The organism is Leifsonia sp. NPDC058194, from assembly GCF_042883605.1.
Taxonomy (GTDB): domain Bacteria; phylum Actinomycetota; class Actinomycetes; order Actinomycetales; family Microbacteriaceae; genus Leifsonia.
Map to the genome: position 1 here is coordinate 743,811 of NZ_JBHVVL010000002.1, position 13,618 is coordinate 757,428.

12 protein-coding genes are annotated in these 13,618 nt (G+C 70.7%); all 12 read right to left on the bottom strand.

From position 1 onward, the window contains the following. Nucleotides 1–38: 38 nt before the first annotated feature. The 12 genes from gltB to ACFVU2_RS10395 all read right to left on the bottom strand — a co-directional run bounded on the left by gltB (nucleotide 39) and on the right by ACFVU2_RS10395 (nucleotide 13,580). Complete coding sequence (gene gltB / locus ACFVU2_RS10340) at nucleotides 39–4,616, bottom strand: glutamate synthase large subunit (protein ID WP_387873588.1); 4,578 nt, start codon at nucleotides 4,614–4,616, stop codon at nucleotides 39–41. 181 nt (nucleotides 4,617–4,797) lie between these two features. Further along, complete coding sequence (lgt, locus tag ACFVU2_RS10345) at nucleotides 4,798–5,787, bottom strand: prolipoprotein diacylglyceryl transferase (RefSeq protein WP_387873590.1); 990 nt, start codon at nucleotides 5,785–5,787, stop codon at nucleotides 4,798–4,800. Nucleotides 5,788–5,873: 86 nt separating this feature from the next. After that, complete coding sequence (trpA, locus tag ACFVU2_RS10350; protein ID WP_387873592.1) at nucleotides 5,874–6,656, bottom strand: tryptophan synthase subunit alpha; 783 nt, start codon at nucleotides 6,654–6,656, stop codon at nucleotides 5,874–5,876. After that, entirely contained in the window at nucleotides 6,653–7,864 is a 1,212-nt protein-coding gene (trpB, locus tag ACFVU2_RS10355; protein WP_387873594.1) for a tryptophan synthase subunit beta, read from the bottom strand. Before trpB ends, trpA begins: the two co-directional genes overlap by 4 nt. After that, nucleotides 7,864–8,634 carry an indole-3-glycerol phosphate synthase TrpC gene (gene trpC, locus ACFVU2_RS10360; RefSeq protein ID WP_387873596.1) on the bottom strand — a complete coding sequence of 257 codons (771 nt, stop codon included), beginning with the start codon at nucleotides 8,632–8,634 and terminating at the stop codon, nucleotides 7,864–7,866. Before trpC ends, trpB begins: the two co-directional genes overlap by 1 nt. Before the next feature lie 3 nt (nucleotides 8,635–8,637). Continuing rightward, nucleotides 8,638–8,868 carry a DUF6704 family protein gene (locus ACFVU2_RS10365; protein ID WP_387873597.1) on the bottom strand — a complete coding sequence of 77 codons (231 nt, stop codon included), beginning with the start codon at nucleotides 8,866–8,868 and terminating at the stop codon, nucleotides 8,638–8,640. Between the two features lie 69 nt (nucleotides 8,869–8,937). After that, nucleotides 8,938–9,693 carry a Trp biosynthesis-associated membrane protein gene (locus tag ACFVU2_RS10370; protein ID WP_387873598.1) on the bottom strand — a complete coding sequence of 252 codons (756 nt, stop codon included), beginning with the start codon at nucleotides 9,691–9,693 and terminating at the stop codon, nucleotides 8,938–8,940. A gap of 5 nt (nucleotides 9,694–9,698) precedes the next feature. Beyond that, nucleotides 9,699–11,267 (bottom strand): anthranilate synthase component I, encoded by a 1,569-nt coding sequence (locus tag ACFVU2_RS10375; protein ID WP_387873600.1) that lies wholly within the window; start codon nucleotides 11,265–11,267, stop codon nucleotides 9,699–9,701. Continuing rightward, the gene (gene hisI, locus ACFVU2_RS10380; RefSeq protein ID WP_387873602.1) at nucleotides 11,264–11,653 is read right to left on the bottom strand and encodes a phosphoribosyl-AMP cyclohydrolase; all 390 of its coding nucleotides are present in this window, start codon (nucleotides 11,651–11,653) and stop codon (nucleotides 11,264–11,266) included. The genes ACFVU2_RS10375 and hisI overlap by 4 nt, the downstream gene beginning before the upstream one ends. Next, entirely contained in the window at nucleotides 11,650–12,414 is a 765-nt protein-coding gene (gene hisF, locus ACFVU2_RS10385; RefSeq protein WP_387873605.1) for an imidazole glycerol phosphate synthase subunit HisF, read from the bottom strand. The genes hisI and hisF overlap by 4 nt, the downstream gene beginning before the upstream one ends. Continuing rightward, complete coding sequence (gene hisG / locus ACFVU2_RS10390) at nucleotides 12,414–13,253, bottom strand: ATP phosphoribosyltransferase (protein WP_387873607.1); 840 nt, start codon at nucleotides 13,251–13,253, stop codon at nucleotides 12,414–12,416. Before hisG ends, hisF begins: the two co-directional genes overlap by 1 nt. Nucleotides 13,254–13,316: 63 nt before the next feature. After that, nucleotides 13,317–13,580 (bottom strand): phosphoribosyl-ATP diphosphatase, encoded by a 264-nt coding sequence (locus tag ACFVU2_RS10395; protein ID WP_039921834.1) that lies wholly within the window; start codon nucleotides 13,578–13,580, stop codon nucleotides 13,317–13,319. Nucleotides 13,581–13,618: the final 38 nt, after the last annotated feature.

A 13,618-nucleotide genomic window follows, 5' to 3' on the forward strand; every position in this document is an offset into this window, starting at 1 on the left:
CACCTCCAATTCGACGGAAACCTCGGGATCAGGCAGCATCATCCGCCCGTCACCTCCAAGATCCGGTTCCACACGATGTCGCCGTCGGGGTCGAGGCCCTCGTCGACGGCTTCCTGACGCATCTGCAGCACGGCCGCGTAGTCGCGAGGGAGCACCTTCACGAACTTCGCGACGGTCGCGTCGAAGTCCGCGAGCAGGCGCTCGGCGAGGGCCGAGCCCGTCTCCGCGAGGTGCTTCTCGAGCAGGTCGCGCACGATCTCCACGTCGGCGCTGCCCAGCGGCAGCAGCTCGAGCTCGCCCGAGGCGAGCGAGTCGCGGTTGACGCGGTCCTCCTTGAGCTCGTACACGTAGGCGGTGCCGCCCGACATGCCCGCGCCGAGGTTGCGCCCGGTGCCGCCGAGGATGACGGCGAGCCCGCCGGTCATATACTCCAGCGCGTGGTCGCCCACGCCCTCGACGACCGCAGTCGCCCCGGAGTTGCGGACCAGGAAGCGCTCGCCCACGATGCCGCGGATGAACATGCTGCCCTGCGTCGCGCCGTACCCGATCACGTTGCCCGCGATCACGTTGCGCTCAGCGGCGAACACGGCCTCCTTCGGCGGCCGCACGACGATCTGGCCGCCGGAGAGGCCCTTGCCGACGTAGTCGTTCGAGTCGCCGACGAGCCGCAGCGTGATGCCGCTGGGCAGGAAGGCACCGAGCGACTGGCCGGCCGAACCGGTCAGCGTGATGTCGATCGATCCGTTCGGCAGGCCGTTCTCGCCGCGGGCCACCGTGACGGCGTGCCCGAGCATGGTGCCGACGGCGCGCTCGGTGTTGCGGATCGGCAGCGACAGCTCCAGCGTCCCGCCCTCCGCGAGCACGTCGCGTGCAGCCTCGATCAGCTGGTTGTCGAAGTGCTGCTCGAGCTCGTGGTCCTGGTCGCGCCCGTGCTTGCGCGGGGCGGAGTCCGGGAACTGCGGACCGTGCAGGATCGGCGACAGGTCCATGCCGGACGCCTTCCAGTGCTGCACGGCGCGGTCGACGTCGAGCAGCTCGGCGTGCCCGATGGCCTCGTCCAGGCTGCGGAAGCCGAGCTCGGCGAGGTACTCGCGCACCTCCTGGGCGATGAACTCGAAGAAGTTCACGACGAACTCGGGCTTGCCCGAGAACCGGGAGCGCAGCTCCGGGTTCTGCGTGGCGACGCCCACCGGGCAGGTGTCGAGGTGGCACACGCGCATCATGATGCAGCCGGAGACCACCAGCGGAGCGGTCGCGAAGCCGAACTCCTCCGCGCCGAGCAGCGCGCCGACGATCACGTCGCGACCGGTCTTGAGCTGACCGTCGACCTGGACGACGACGCGGTCGCGCATCCCGTTGAGCATCAGCGTCTGCTGCGTCTCGGCGAGGCCGAGCTCCCACGGCGTTCCGGCGTGCTTGAGCGAGTTGACCGGGGAGGCGCCCGTGCCGCCGTCGTGGCCGGAGACCAGGATGACGTCGGCGAGAGCCTTGGCGGTGCCCGCGGCGACCGCGCCGATGCCCGACTCCGACACGAGCTTGACGTGGATGCGCGCACCCGGGTTCGCCCGCTTCAGGTCGAAGATCAGCTGCTTGAGGTCCTCGATCGAGTAGATGTCGTGGTGCGGGGGCGGTGAGATCAGGCCGACGCCCGCGGTCGCGTGCCGGGTGCGGGCGACCCACGGGTAGACCTTGGTCGGGGGCAGCTGGCCGCCCTCGCCCGGCTTCGCGCCCTGCGCGAGCTTGATCTGGATGTCGTCCGCGTGCGTCAGGTACATGCTCGTCACGCCGAACCGGCCCGAGGCGACCTGCTTGATCGCGCTGCGGCGCTCGGGGTCGAGCAGACGGTCGAGGTCTTCGCCGCCCTCACCGGTGTTCGACTTGGCGCCGAGCCGGTTCATGGCGATCGCGAGCGTCTCGTGCGCCTCCTTCGAGATGGAGCCGTAGCTCATCGCGCCGGTGGAGAACCGCTTCACGATGGACTCGACCGACTCGACCTCGTCGAGCGGCACCGGTGTGCGCGCGCCCGACTTCAGGGCGAACATCCCGCGCAGCGTCATGAGCGACTCGGCCTGGTCGTCGACCAGCTTCGTGTACTCGCGGAAGACGTCGTAGCGACGGGTGCGGGTGGAGTGCTGGAGGCGGAAGACCGTCTCCGGATTGAAGAGGTGCGGGGCGCCGTCGCGGCGCCACTGGTACTCGCCGCCGGTCGCGAGCCGCTCGTGGGCGACGATCGCGCTCTCGGCCGGGTACGCGCTCTCGTGGCGCGACAGGTTCTCCGCCGCGATCACGTCGATCCCCACGCCGCCGAGCTTGCTCGTCGTGCCGGTGAAGTAGCGGTCGACGAACGCCTGGCTGAGGCCGACGGCCTCGAAGGCCTGCGCCGCCGCGTACGACGAGACGGTCGAGATGCCCATCTTCGACATGATCTTGAGCACGCCCTTGCCGAGCGCCTTGATCACGTTCTTGACGGCCTTCTCGGGCGAGACGCCCGCGATGAGGCCGGAGCGGACGAGGTCCTCGCAGGTCTCCATCGCGAGATACGGGTTGATCGCGGAGGCGCCGTAGCCGATGAGGAGGGCCACGTGGTGCACCTCGCGGACGTCGCCCGCCTCGACGATCAGGCCGACCTTCATGCGGTTCTCGGCCCGGATCAGGTGGTGGTGCACGGCCGCGAGCATCAGAAGGGACGGGATGGGCGCCAGGTCCTTGTTCGAGTCGCGGTCGCTCAGCACGATGAACTGGGCGCCGGCCTCGATCGCCTCGTCGACCTCGTCGCACATCTCTGCGAGTCGCCGCTCCATGGCGTCGGTGCCCGCGTCGAAGCGGTAGAGGCCGCGGACCGTCGTCGTGAGCCGGCTGCCCGGGCGCGGGTCCATGTGCTGGATCTTCGCGAGCTCGTCGTTGTCGATGACGGGGAAGTCGAGGACGACCTGGCGTGCATGCTCCGGGCCGGCCGAGAGGAGGTTGCGCTCCGGGCCGAGACCGAGTTTCAGCGAGGTGACGACCTCTTCGCGGATCGAGTCCAGCGGCGGGTTCGTCACCTGGGCGAACTGCTGCGTGAAGTAGTCGAACAGCAGCCGCGGGCGCTGCGAGAGCACCGCGACGGGCGTGTCGGAGCCCATCGCGCCGAGCGGCTCGGCACCGGTGGTCGCCATCGGCTTGAGGAGGATGCGGACCTCCTCCTCCGTGTAGCCGAACGTGCGCTGACGGCGCGTGATGGAGGCCGGGGTGTGCACGATGTGCTCGCGCTCCGGCAGGTCCTTGAGGTTGATGCGACCTTCGTCGAGCCACTCGCCGTACGGCGCGTTCGCGGCGAGCTCCGACTTGATCTCGTCGTCCTCGATGAGACGGCCGGCGACCGTGTCGACCAGGAACATCCGGCCCGGGCGCAGACGGCCCTTGCGCACGACCCGGCTCGGTTCGATGTCGAGCACGCCGATCTCGGAGGCGAGCACCACGAGGCCGTCGTTGGTGACGACGTAGCGGCCGGGGCGCAGCCCGTTGCGGTCGAGCGTCGCGCCGACGACGGAGCCGTCGGTGAAGACGATCGCCGCCGGGCCGTCCCACGGCTCCATGAGCATCGAGTGGTACTCGTAGAAGTCGCGGCGGACGGGGTCGATCTCGGTCTGGTTCTCCCAGGCCTCCGGGACCATCATCATCACCGCGTGCGGCAGCGAGCGGCCGGTGAGCGAGATGAGCTCCACGACCTCGTCGAACGACGCGGAGTCGCTGGCGCCGGGCGTGACGATCGGGAAGACGGGCGACAGGTCGCCGAGCAGCTCGCTCTCGAGCTGCGACTGACGGGCACGCATCCAGTTGCGGTTGCCCTGCACGGTGTTGATCTCGCCGTTGTGGGCGATCATCCGGAACGGCTGCGCCAGCGGCCACGACGGGAACGTGTTCGTCGAGTAACGCGAGTGCACGAGCGCCAGCTTCGAGGCGAACCGCTGGTCGGACAGGTCCGGATAGAAGGGCTCGAGCTGGAGGGTCGTGACCATGCCCTTGTAGACCAGGGTGCGGCTCGACAGCGACGGGAAGTAGAGGTCGAGCTCGCGCTCGGCGCGCTTGCGCAGGAAGAACGTCAGCCGGTCGAGCGCGATCCCGGACAGCGGCTCGCCCGCCTCGTCGGTGCGCGTGGCGGCGACGTAGAGCTGCTCGATCACGGGCATCGCATCCCGGGCGAGCGTTCCCAGCTCGTCGGGGCGCACCGGGACCTCGCGCCAGCCGAGCACCGTCAGATCGTGCTCGGCCGCGATCGCCGCGACCGCGACCTTGATCGCCGCGCGCTCCTCCGCCGAGGTGGGGAGGAAGGCGTTGCCGACCGCGTAGCGGCCGGCGGCCGGCAGCTCGAGGCCGGACACGGCGCGCAGGAACACGTCGGGCACCTGCGTGATGATCCCGGCGCCGTCGCCGGTGCCGGCGTCGGAGCCGATGGCGCCGCGGTGCTCGAGGTTGCGCAGCGCCTGCAGCGCCGCATCGATGATGTCGTGACCGGCGGTGCCGCGCAGGGTCGCGACCATGGCGAGACCGCAGGCGTCCTTCTCGTGGGCGGGGTCGTAGAGACCCTGCTGGGCAGGAAGGGTGCTGAACCGGGTTCGGGGAGGCGTGAACGCCATCTTTCGACCGTCCTCACAGTGTCGTGGATGTGGGGATGTGATGTCGGGGACGCCATCGGCCCTGAGAAGGAGGTGGATCCGCCGCGCTCCCGGGCTGTGTGCGGCCCGGTGGCTCGGTGCGGTCGGTGATGCTTTCGGGATTGCCTCGACAGACGTTACGGGTGGTGCGAGCCGACGGGGTTCAACCGTTCGATGGGCTTGTGGCCTTGGCTCCTGAGGATCCGGCGGGCACCCCGTCGTCCTCGTCGGGGACCTCGTCATCCGAGTCCGTGTCGTCAGAGTCTACCTCAGCATCCGGTCGCACCCATTCACGACCCGGCCGGTACACGCTCGGCTCGAGTCCCGGGTGGCGACGGGTCTGCACGATGAAGATCACGATGCCGAGCACGACGGCGAGGAACGCCGCCCAGACGTTGGTCGGGATGCCGAGGATGTTGAACTCGCTCGGGTCGATGCGGATCGACTCGAGGTAGGAGCGGCCCAGACCGTACCAGATGAGGTACACGGCGAGCGTCTTGCCCCAGCGCAGCTGGAACTTCTTCTCCAGGGCCAGGATGACGATCACGCCGATGACGTTCCAGATGATCTCGTACAGGAACAGCGGCTGGAAGAGGGTGTCGTCGGGCAGGCCGACCGGGATGGCCTTGTTGCCGGCGTCGATCTGCAGACCCCAGGGCAGGTTGGTCGGCAGGCCGAACAGCTCCTGGTTGACGTAGTTGCCGAGACGGCCGATGGCCTGGGCGAGCAGCAGGGCGGGTGCGAGGGCGTCCGCGAACGACCAGAACCGGACTCCGGTGATGCGCGAGGCGATCAGCACGCCGACGGCGCCGCCGATGAGCGAGCCGAAGATGGCGTTGCCGCCCTCCCAGATCGCGAAGATGTTCAGGGGGTTCGCCCCCGCGTAGAAGTAGTCGCCGGGGTGCGTGAACACGTGGTACAGGCGGGCTCCGATGATGCCGAGAACGACGGCCCACAGCGTGAAGTCGAGCACCACGCCCGGTTCGCCGCCGCGCTTGCTGAGTCGGCGCGAGGTCCACAGCACCGCCACGACGATCCCGATGAGGATCATGATCGCGTAGGTCTGAATGCGCCAGTGCCACCCGAACAGATCGATCGGGATGTTCTGCCACTCGGGCCCCGGGCTCGGGATGCTGGCGTACCAGCTGCTCATCGTCGCAAACACCCGAAGACTCACCTTTCGTTCGCATCAGGCCGTCGCGGATCGCCGCGCGGCCTCCATAGTCTAAGACGACGGCGCTACCGCGCCGTGCCACCCGCCAGTTCGGCCGCCGTGCGGGCGACCGCCCCGACCCCGCCGTCGGCGAGTGCCTTCACCAGCGCGGAGCCGACGATCGCGCCGTCCGCGTACTCCAGCACTTCGCGCACCTGGGCGCCCGTCGAGATCCCGACGCCGACGCACGCGCTGGTGGCGCCGGCCTCGCGGAGGCGGCCGATGAGGGTGCGGGCCGCGGCGTCCACGTCGGAACGCGCTCCCGTGATGCCCATCGTCGAGACCGCGTAGACGAAGCCGCGGCTCGCCTCGACGGTCTGGCGCAGGCGCTCGTCGGTGGAGGTCGGCGCCGCGAGGAACACGCGGTCGAGGCCGGCCCGCTCCGATGCGGCCAACCAGGCCTCCCCCTCGTCGGGGATCAGGTCGGGCGTGATCAGTCCCGCTCCCCCGGCGGCCGCGAGGTCGTCGGCGAAGCGGTCGACGCCGTACTGCAGCACCGGGTTCCAGTAGGTCATGACCAGCACGGGGACGTCGGCGCGCTTCGTGATCTCCCGCACGGCGGTGATGCCGTCGCGCAGGCGGAAGCCGTTCGCGAGAGCCTGCTGGGTCGCGGCCTGGATGACGGTGCCGTCCATGACCGGGTCCGAGTACGGCAGGCCGAGCTCGATGATGTCCACGCCGTTCTCGGCGAGGGCGACCGCGGCGTCGATGCTCGTCTCGAGATCGGGGAACCCGGCGGGCAGGTAGCCGATCAGTGCGCCTCCGGCCTCCCGGTTGCGCTGGGCGATGGTGTCGGCGACACGGCTCACGACTGCACGGCTCCTTCGTCGATCAGGCCGAAGTAGCGTCCGGCGGTCTCCATGTCCTTGTCCCCGCGGCCGCTGAGGTTGACCAGCACGATGCCCTCCGGTCCCAGCTCGCGGCCGAGCACGAGCGCGCCGGCGAGGGCGTGCGACGACTCGATCGCCGGGATGATGCCCTCGGTCAGGCTGAGGAGGCGCAGGGCCTCCATCGCGTCGGCGTCCGTCACGGGCCGGTACTCGGCGCGGCCGATGGACGCGAGCCACGAGTGCTCCGGACCCACGCCCGGGTAGTCGAGACCGGCGGAGATCGAGTGCGACTCGATCGTCTGGCCGTCCTCGTCCTGCAGCAGCAGGCTGCGGGCTCCGTGCAGGACGCCGGGGCGCCCCTTCGTGATGGTCGCGGCGTGGCGCGGCGTCTCCGCCCCCTCGCCGCCGGCCTCGAAGCCGACCAGGCGCACGTCCTCGTCGTCCAGGAAGGCGTGGAAGATGCCGATCGCGTTGGAGCCCCCGCCGACGCACGCGGCGACGGCGTCGGGCAGCCGGCCGGTCAGCGCCAGCACCTGCTCGCGGGCCTCCTCGCCGATGATCTTCTGCAGATCGCGGACCATGGCGGGGAACGGGTGCGGGCCGGCGACCGTGCCGAAGATGTAGTTGGTGGTCTCGACATTCGTGACCCAGTCGCGCATGGCGTCGTTGATCGCGTCCTTGAGGGTGCGCGAACCGGTCTTCACCGCGATGACCTCTGCGCCGAGGAGGCGCATGCGGGCGACGTTAAGCGCCTGCCGCTCGGTGTCGACCTCGCCCATGTAGATGGTGCACTCGAGCCCGAAGAGCGCGGCGGCGGTCGCGGTCGCGACGCCGTGCTGGCCCGCGCCGGTCTCGGCGATCACGCGCTTCTTGCCGATGCGCTTGGTGAGGATGGCCTGGCCCAGCACGTTGTTGATCTTGTGCGACCCCGTGTGGTTGAGGTCCTCGCGCTTGAGGATGATGCGCGCGCCGCCCGCGTGTTCCGCGAAGCGCGGGACCTCGGTGATGATCGACGGGCGCCCGGTGTAGCTGCGCTGCAGCTCGTCGAGCTCGGCGTGATACGCGGGGTCGGCCTTCGCCGCCTCCCACGCCGCGGAGAGCTCGTCGAGGGCTGCGACGAGCGACTCGGGCACGAAGCGGCCGCCGAAGTCGCCGAAATAGGGACCGGTCTCGGAACGGAGGGACATCAGACTCCCAGGAACTCGCCGAGCGTGGCGACGGGGTCGCTCGTGACGAGCGCCTCGCCGACGAGCACGACGTCCGCGCCCCCCGCCCGGTAGTGCGCGACGTCGGCCGCCGAGAGGACGGCGGACTCCGCGACGCGGATGGTGCCGGACGGGTACCGGTCGGCCAGGCGGCCGAACAGATCGCGATCCAGCTCGAACGTGGAGAGGTTGCGGGCGTTGACGCCCACGAGCTTCGCGCCGGTGTCGAACGCCCGGCTCAGCTCGTCCTCGGTGTGTGCCTCGACCAGCGGGGTCATGCCCAGCTCGACGATCAGGTCGTGCAGGGAGACCAGGGTCTGCTGGTCGAGTGCGGCGACGATGAGGAGCACGAGGTCGGCGCCCGCGGCGCGCGCTTCGAGGATCTGGTACGGCTCGGCGACGAACTCCTTGCGGAGCACCGGGATCGAGACGGCGGCCCGCACCGACTCGAGGTCGGCGAGCGAGCCGCGGAAGCGGCGCTCCTCGGTCAGGACGCTGATCGCGCTCGCACCGCCGGTCTCGTACGCGGCCGCGAGGGCCGCAGGGTCCGGGATGTCGGCGAGGGCGCCGCGCGACGGGCTGGCGCGCTTGACCTCGGCGATGACCTTGATGCGGTCGGTCGGGGCGAGCGCGGCGAGGGCGTCGAGCGCGGGGGCGCGGTCGAGGGCTGCGGCCTCGACGACGGCGAGCGGACGCTCGGCACGCCGCCGTTCAGCATCCTCGAGCGCGCCGGCGACGAGGTCGGCGAGCACGCGTCAGTGACCCTTCGGGGTGTACTTCGCGCCGCCGACTCCGTAGCCGGCCCGCTTCATGAACCAGCCGACGATGAGACCGATCACGGCGAGGCCGGCCGACGCCCAGACGACGATCGGGGCGTCGAAGAAGAACGCGACGGCACCGATGGCGAAGGCGACCAGCATGATGATCACGGCCGTCCACGCCGCCGGCGAATGACCGTGGCCTGGCTCGACTGACTCGGTGCTCATGGGACTCCTGCACGTCGGGTGCGCGCCGACGGGCACGCACGGGAATGGGAACGGATCAAGTCTAGTGGCTCACCGCGTGGGATCGTCGCCGCGGCTCAGCTCGTCCCAGCTGTCGATCGCCGTGTCGCGATCGAGCACGACGGGTTCGGCGGGGGTGTCGTCCTCCGCGACCGCACGCGCCTCCTCGTCGTCCGTCTCGGGCGCGTCGGAGACTCCGAGCACGGCGGACGCGTCGCGCCCGTCCTCGCCGGCGAACCGCGTCTGATACTTGCGCGAGGAGCCCGGCCACAGGCGCGAGAAGACCACCACGGCCGCGCTCGCCAGGACGATGAGCGCGCCGCCGACGACCGCGAGCCACGGCCAGAACTGCACGTCGACCGCATCGACCAGCTTCCGCACGGACGCATCCCCTGCGACGCCCGTCGCCGCCGTGATGGCGGACGACGACGCGCGCAGGGCATCGCCCAGGGCGCTCCCCGACGAGATCAGCACGGAGACCCCGAGCAGCACGCCGAGCAGCGCGAGCACGATCCGGAAGACCGGTCCGGCGATGGCGAGAGCGGCGGTGAGCGCGAGCCCGGCCAGCGCGAGCGCGGTGAGCGCGGGAGCGGCTGCCGAACCGGCGACGCCGACCGTCGTGGCATGGCTGGCGACATCGGTCAGGTGAACGCTGAACCAGGTCTGCGTCGACGACAGCAGGGTGAACCCGCTCCCGGCGACCAGCGCCAGCAGCGCGACGTACTTGGAGCGACGGTTCACGGGCCGTGCGGCATCCTCCTCCGTCGCGACCTCGTCGGGCTGTTCGTCGGGCTGTACGTCCGCCATGGTGGTCAGCGCCCGCCGTCCGTGTCGCCGGTCACCCGGCGCATCGCGTTCGCCACGGCGACCGCGCGCAGCGGAGCCGCCGCCTTGTTCTGGGACTCCTCGAACTCGTTGCGCGGGATCGAGTCCGCGACCAGGCCGCCGCCCGCCTGCACGCGCGCCACCCCGCCCATGATCGTGGCGGTGCGGATCGCGATGGCGAGATCAGCGTCGCCGGCGAAGTCGAAGTAGCCGATCACTCCCCCGTAGACCCCGCGCTGCGCAGGCTCGAGCTCGTCGATGATCCGCAGCGCCATCGGCTTCGGCGCACCCGACAGCGTCCCCGCCGGGAACGTCGCGCGGAAGACGTCGATCGCCGACGCCTCGGGCAGCAGATCGCCCTCGACCGAGGAGACGATGTGCATGATGTGGCTGAACCGTTCGATGCGCATGAACTCGGTCACCTCGACGGAACCCGCCGCACAGACCTTGAGCAGGTCGTTGCGGGCGAGGTCCACGAGCATGAGGTGCTCGGCGCGCTCCTTGTCGTCGGCGAGGAGCGAGGTCTCGAGGTCGAGGTCCTCTTCGGGCGTGGCGCCACGCTGACGCGAGCCCGCGATGGGATGCGTGAACGCACGCCCGTCCTGGACCTTCACGAGCGCCTCGGGCGACGAGCCGACGATCTGGAAGCGCGCGTCGCCGTCCGGTCCGCCGTCCGGCCGCTCCAGGGAGAGCAGGTACATGTACGGGCTCGGGTTGAGCGCGCGCAGCACGCGGTAGACGTCGATCGCGGACGCCGTGCACTCCAGCTCGAAGCGCTGCGAGATGACGACCTGGAAGATGTCCCCCGCGACGATGCGCTCCTTGGCGACCTCCACCGAGGCGAGGAAGTCCTCCTCGCGCGTGCGGGAGACGGGATGCGCCGCCGTGGCGAGGTCGACCTCCGCCAGCCACGCCTCAGACGGCTGCGCCAGCTCGCGCTGCATGCGGTCGAGGCGCGCCTGCGCGTCGGCCCAGAGCGTCTCGGCCGGCTCCGCGCCGTCGGCGAGGGCGTTGGCGATGAGCTTCACCGTGCCCGACCGGTGGTCGATCACGGCGAGGTCCGCCGCGAAGGCCATGGCCTGGCCCGGGATGTCGTAGTCGGCCGGAGGCTGGTCGGGCAGCCGCTCGATCTGGCGGATGGCCTCCCACCCGATGAAGCCGACCAGCCCGCCCGTCAGGGGCGGGAGGCCGGGGATCCGCGGTGTCTGCCAGCGCGCATGCAGCGCCGCGAGGGCGTCGAGCGGCCGCATGGCGGTCTCCCCGCCCAGGGCGCGTTCGGCCGACAGGCCGTAGTCGAGCCAGCGCACCTCGTCGCCCTGCTGGGTGAGCACCCCGAAGGACGCCGCCCCCACGAACGAGAAGCGCGACCAGATGCCGCCCTGCTCCGCTGATTCGAGGAGGAAGGTGCCCGGTCGCCCCGCGGCGAGCTTGCGGTAGATGCCGACCGGGGTCTCCCCGTCGGCGAACAGCTCGCGCACGACCGGCACGACGTGGTGGCTGCCGACGAGCGCGTCGAAGTCGTCGCGGGTGGTGGAGGCGGCGGAGGTCGCGATCACAGGTCCGACCTCATCTCCGCCGCGTCGGCGGCGCCGTCCCCGACGACCGGCTCGAGCTGGTCGGCGTCGAAGCAGGTGCGCGTGCCGGTGTGGCACGCGGCGCCGATCTGGTCGACCGTCACGAGCAGGGTGTCGCCGTCGCAGTCGAGCGCGGCGGACTTCACGAACTGCACGTGCCCGGACGTGTCGCCCTTGCGCCAGTACTCCTGACGGGAGCGCGACCAGAAGGTCACCCGCCCCTCGGTCATCGTGCGCCGCAACGCCTCGGCGTCCATCCATCCCATCATGAGCACCTCGCGGGTGTCCCACTGCTGGATGATCGCCGGGACGAGCCCGGTCTCGGTGAAGCGGATGCGATCGAGCACCGCGCGCTGGTCGTCGCTCATGAGCGGACCTCCCGTCCTGCCTGGGCCAGAGCCTCCTTGACATCGCCGATCGTCAGCTCGCCCGAGTGGAACACACTCGCGGCGAGGACGGCGTCGGCGCCCGCCTCGATGGCGGGCGCGAAGTCGGCGACAGCGCCCGCTCCGCCCGACGCGATCACCGGGACGCTGCTGATCGCGCGCATCTCGCGGATGAGCTCCAGATCGAAGCCCTCCTTCGTCCCGTCGGCGTCGATCGAGTTGACGAGCAGCTCCCCGGCGCCCAGCTCGATCGCCCGGCGCGCCCAGTCGAGGGCGTCGATCTCGGTCTCCGTCCGGCCGCCGTGCGTCGTCACGACGAAGCCCGACGGGGTCGCCGCCGAGCGCTTCACGTCGAGGGAGAGCACCAGCACCTGCGCGCCGAACCGGTCGGCGATCTCGGCGACCAGCTCCGGGCGCGCGATGGCCGCCGAGTTCACGCCGATCTTGTCCGCCCCGCTGCCGAGCAGCCGGGCGACGTCCTCCGCACTGCGCACGCCGCCGCCGACTGTGAGCGGGATGAAGACCTGCTCGGCGGTCGCCCGCACCACGTCGTAGGTGGTCGAGCGGTCGTCGACCGTCGCCGTCACGTCGAGGAAGGTGAGCTCGTCGGCCCCCTGCTCGTAGTACGTGCGCGCCAGCTCGACCGGGTCGCCCTGGTCGCGCAGGTTCTGGAAGTTGACGCCTTTGACGACGCGGCCGGCGGCCACGTCGAGGCACGGGATGACGCGGACCGCGACGGACATCAGATCCGCGCCGCGTGGATGGAGGTGACCAGGATGGCCCGCGCGCCCAGCTCGTAGAGGTCGTCCATGACGCGATTGGTCTGGTCCTGCTTGATCATGACGCGCACGGCCACCCAGTCGGGCTCGCCGAGCGGCGACACGGTCGGGGACTCGACCCCGGGGGTCAGCGCGACCGCGCGGTCGAGCAGGACCGCGGGCAGGTTGTAGTCGACGAGCACGTACTGGCGTGCGACCATGACCCCCTGGAGGCGGCGCAGCAGCGTCTCGACGCCCTCGGCGGGCGCGGGCGACGAGATGAGCACGGCCTCCGACTGGAGGATCACCGGGCCGAAGATCTCGAGCCCCTGCTTGCGCAGCGTGGACCCGGTCTCGACCACGTCGGCGACCGCGTCGGCGACGCCCAGGCGCACGGCGGACTCCACCGCGCCGTCGAGCTTGATGAGGGCGGCCTCCACACCGCGCTCGGCGAGGAACGCGCCGACCAGGCCCGGGTAGCTGGTCGCCACCCGCTTGCCGTGGAGGTCGGAGAGCTCGCTGAAGCCGCCCGCCGGGGCAGCGAAGCGGAACGTGGAGGCGGCGAAGTCGAGCGACGCGATCTCGCCCGCCGGCGAACCGGAGTCGAGCAGGAGGTCGCGACCGGTGATGCCGACGTCGAGCGCGCCCGAGCCGACGTAGGTGGCGATGTCGCGCGGGCGCAGGTAGAAGAACTCCACCCCGTTGCGCGCGTCGGTGACGATGAGCTCCTTGGGGTCGCGGCGGCCGACGTAGCCCGCCTCGTGGAGCATCTGCGCCGCGGTCTCGGAGAGGGAGCCCTTGTTGGGGACGGCGATCTTCAGCATGTGTGGGTTCTTTCGTGACGTGACGGGTGCGGGAGGCGCCTCACGGCGCGTTCGAGGGCAGCGTCACAGATGTCGGTACACGTCGGCCGGCGTCAGGCCTTTGGCCAGCAGGAGCACCTGGAGGTGGTAGAGCAGCTGCGAGATCTCCTCGGCCGTCTCCTCGTCGGACTGGTACTCGGCGGCCATCCAGACCTCGGCGGCCTCCTCCACGATCTTCTTTCCGATGGCGTGCACGCCCGCATCAAGCTCGCGAACCGTACCGGAACCCTCCGGACGGGTCGCGGCCTTCTCGCTGAGCTCGGCGAAGAGGTCGTCGAAGGTTTTCACCATTACAGCGTAGCGGTCGCGGCGACCCCCGTGCGCCG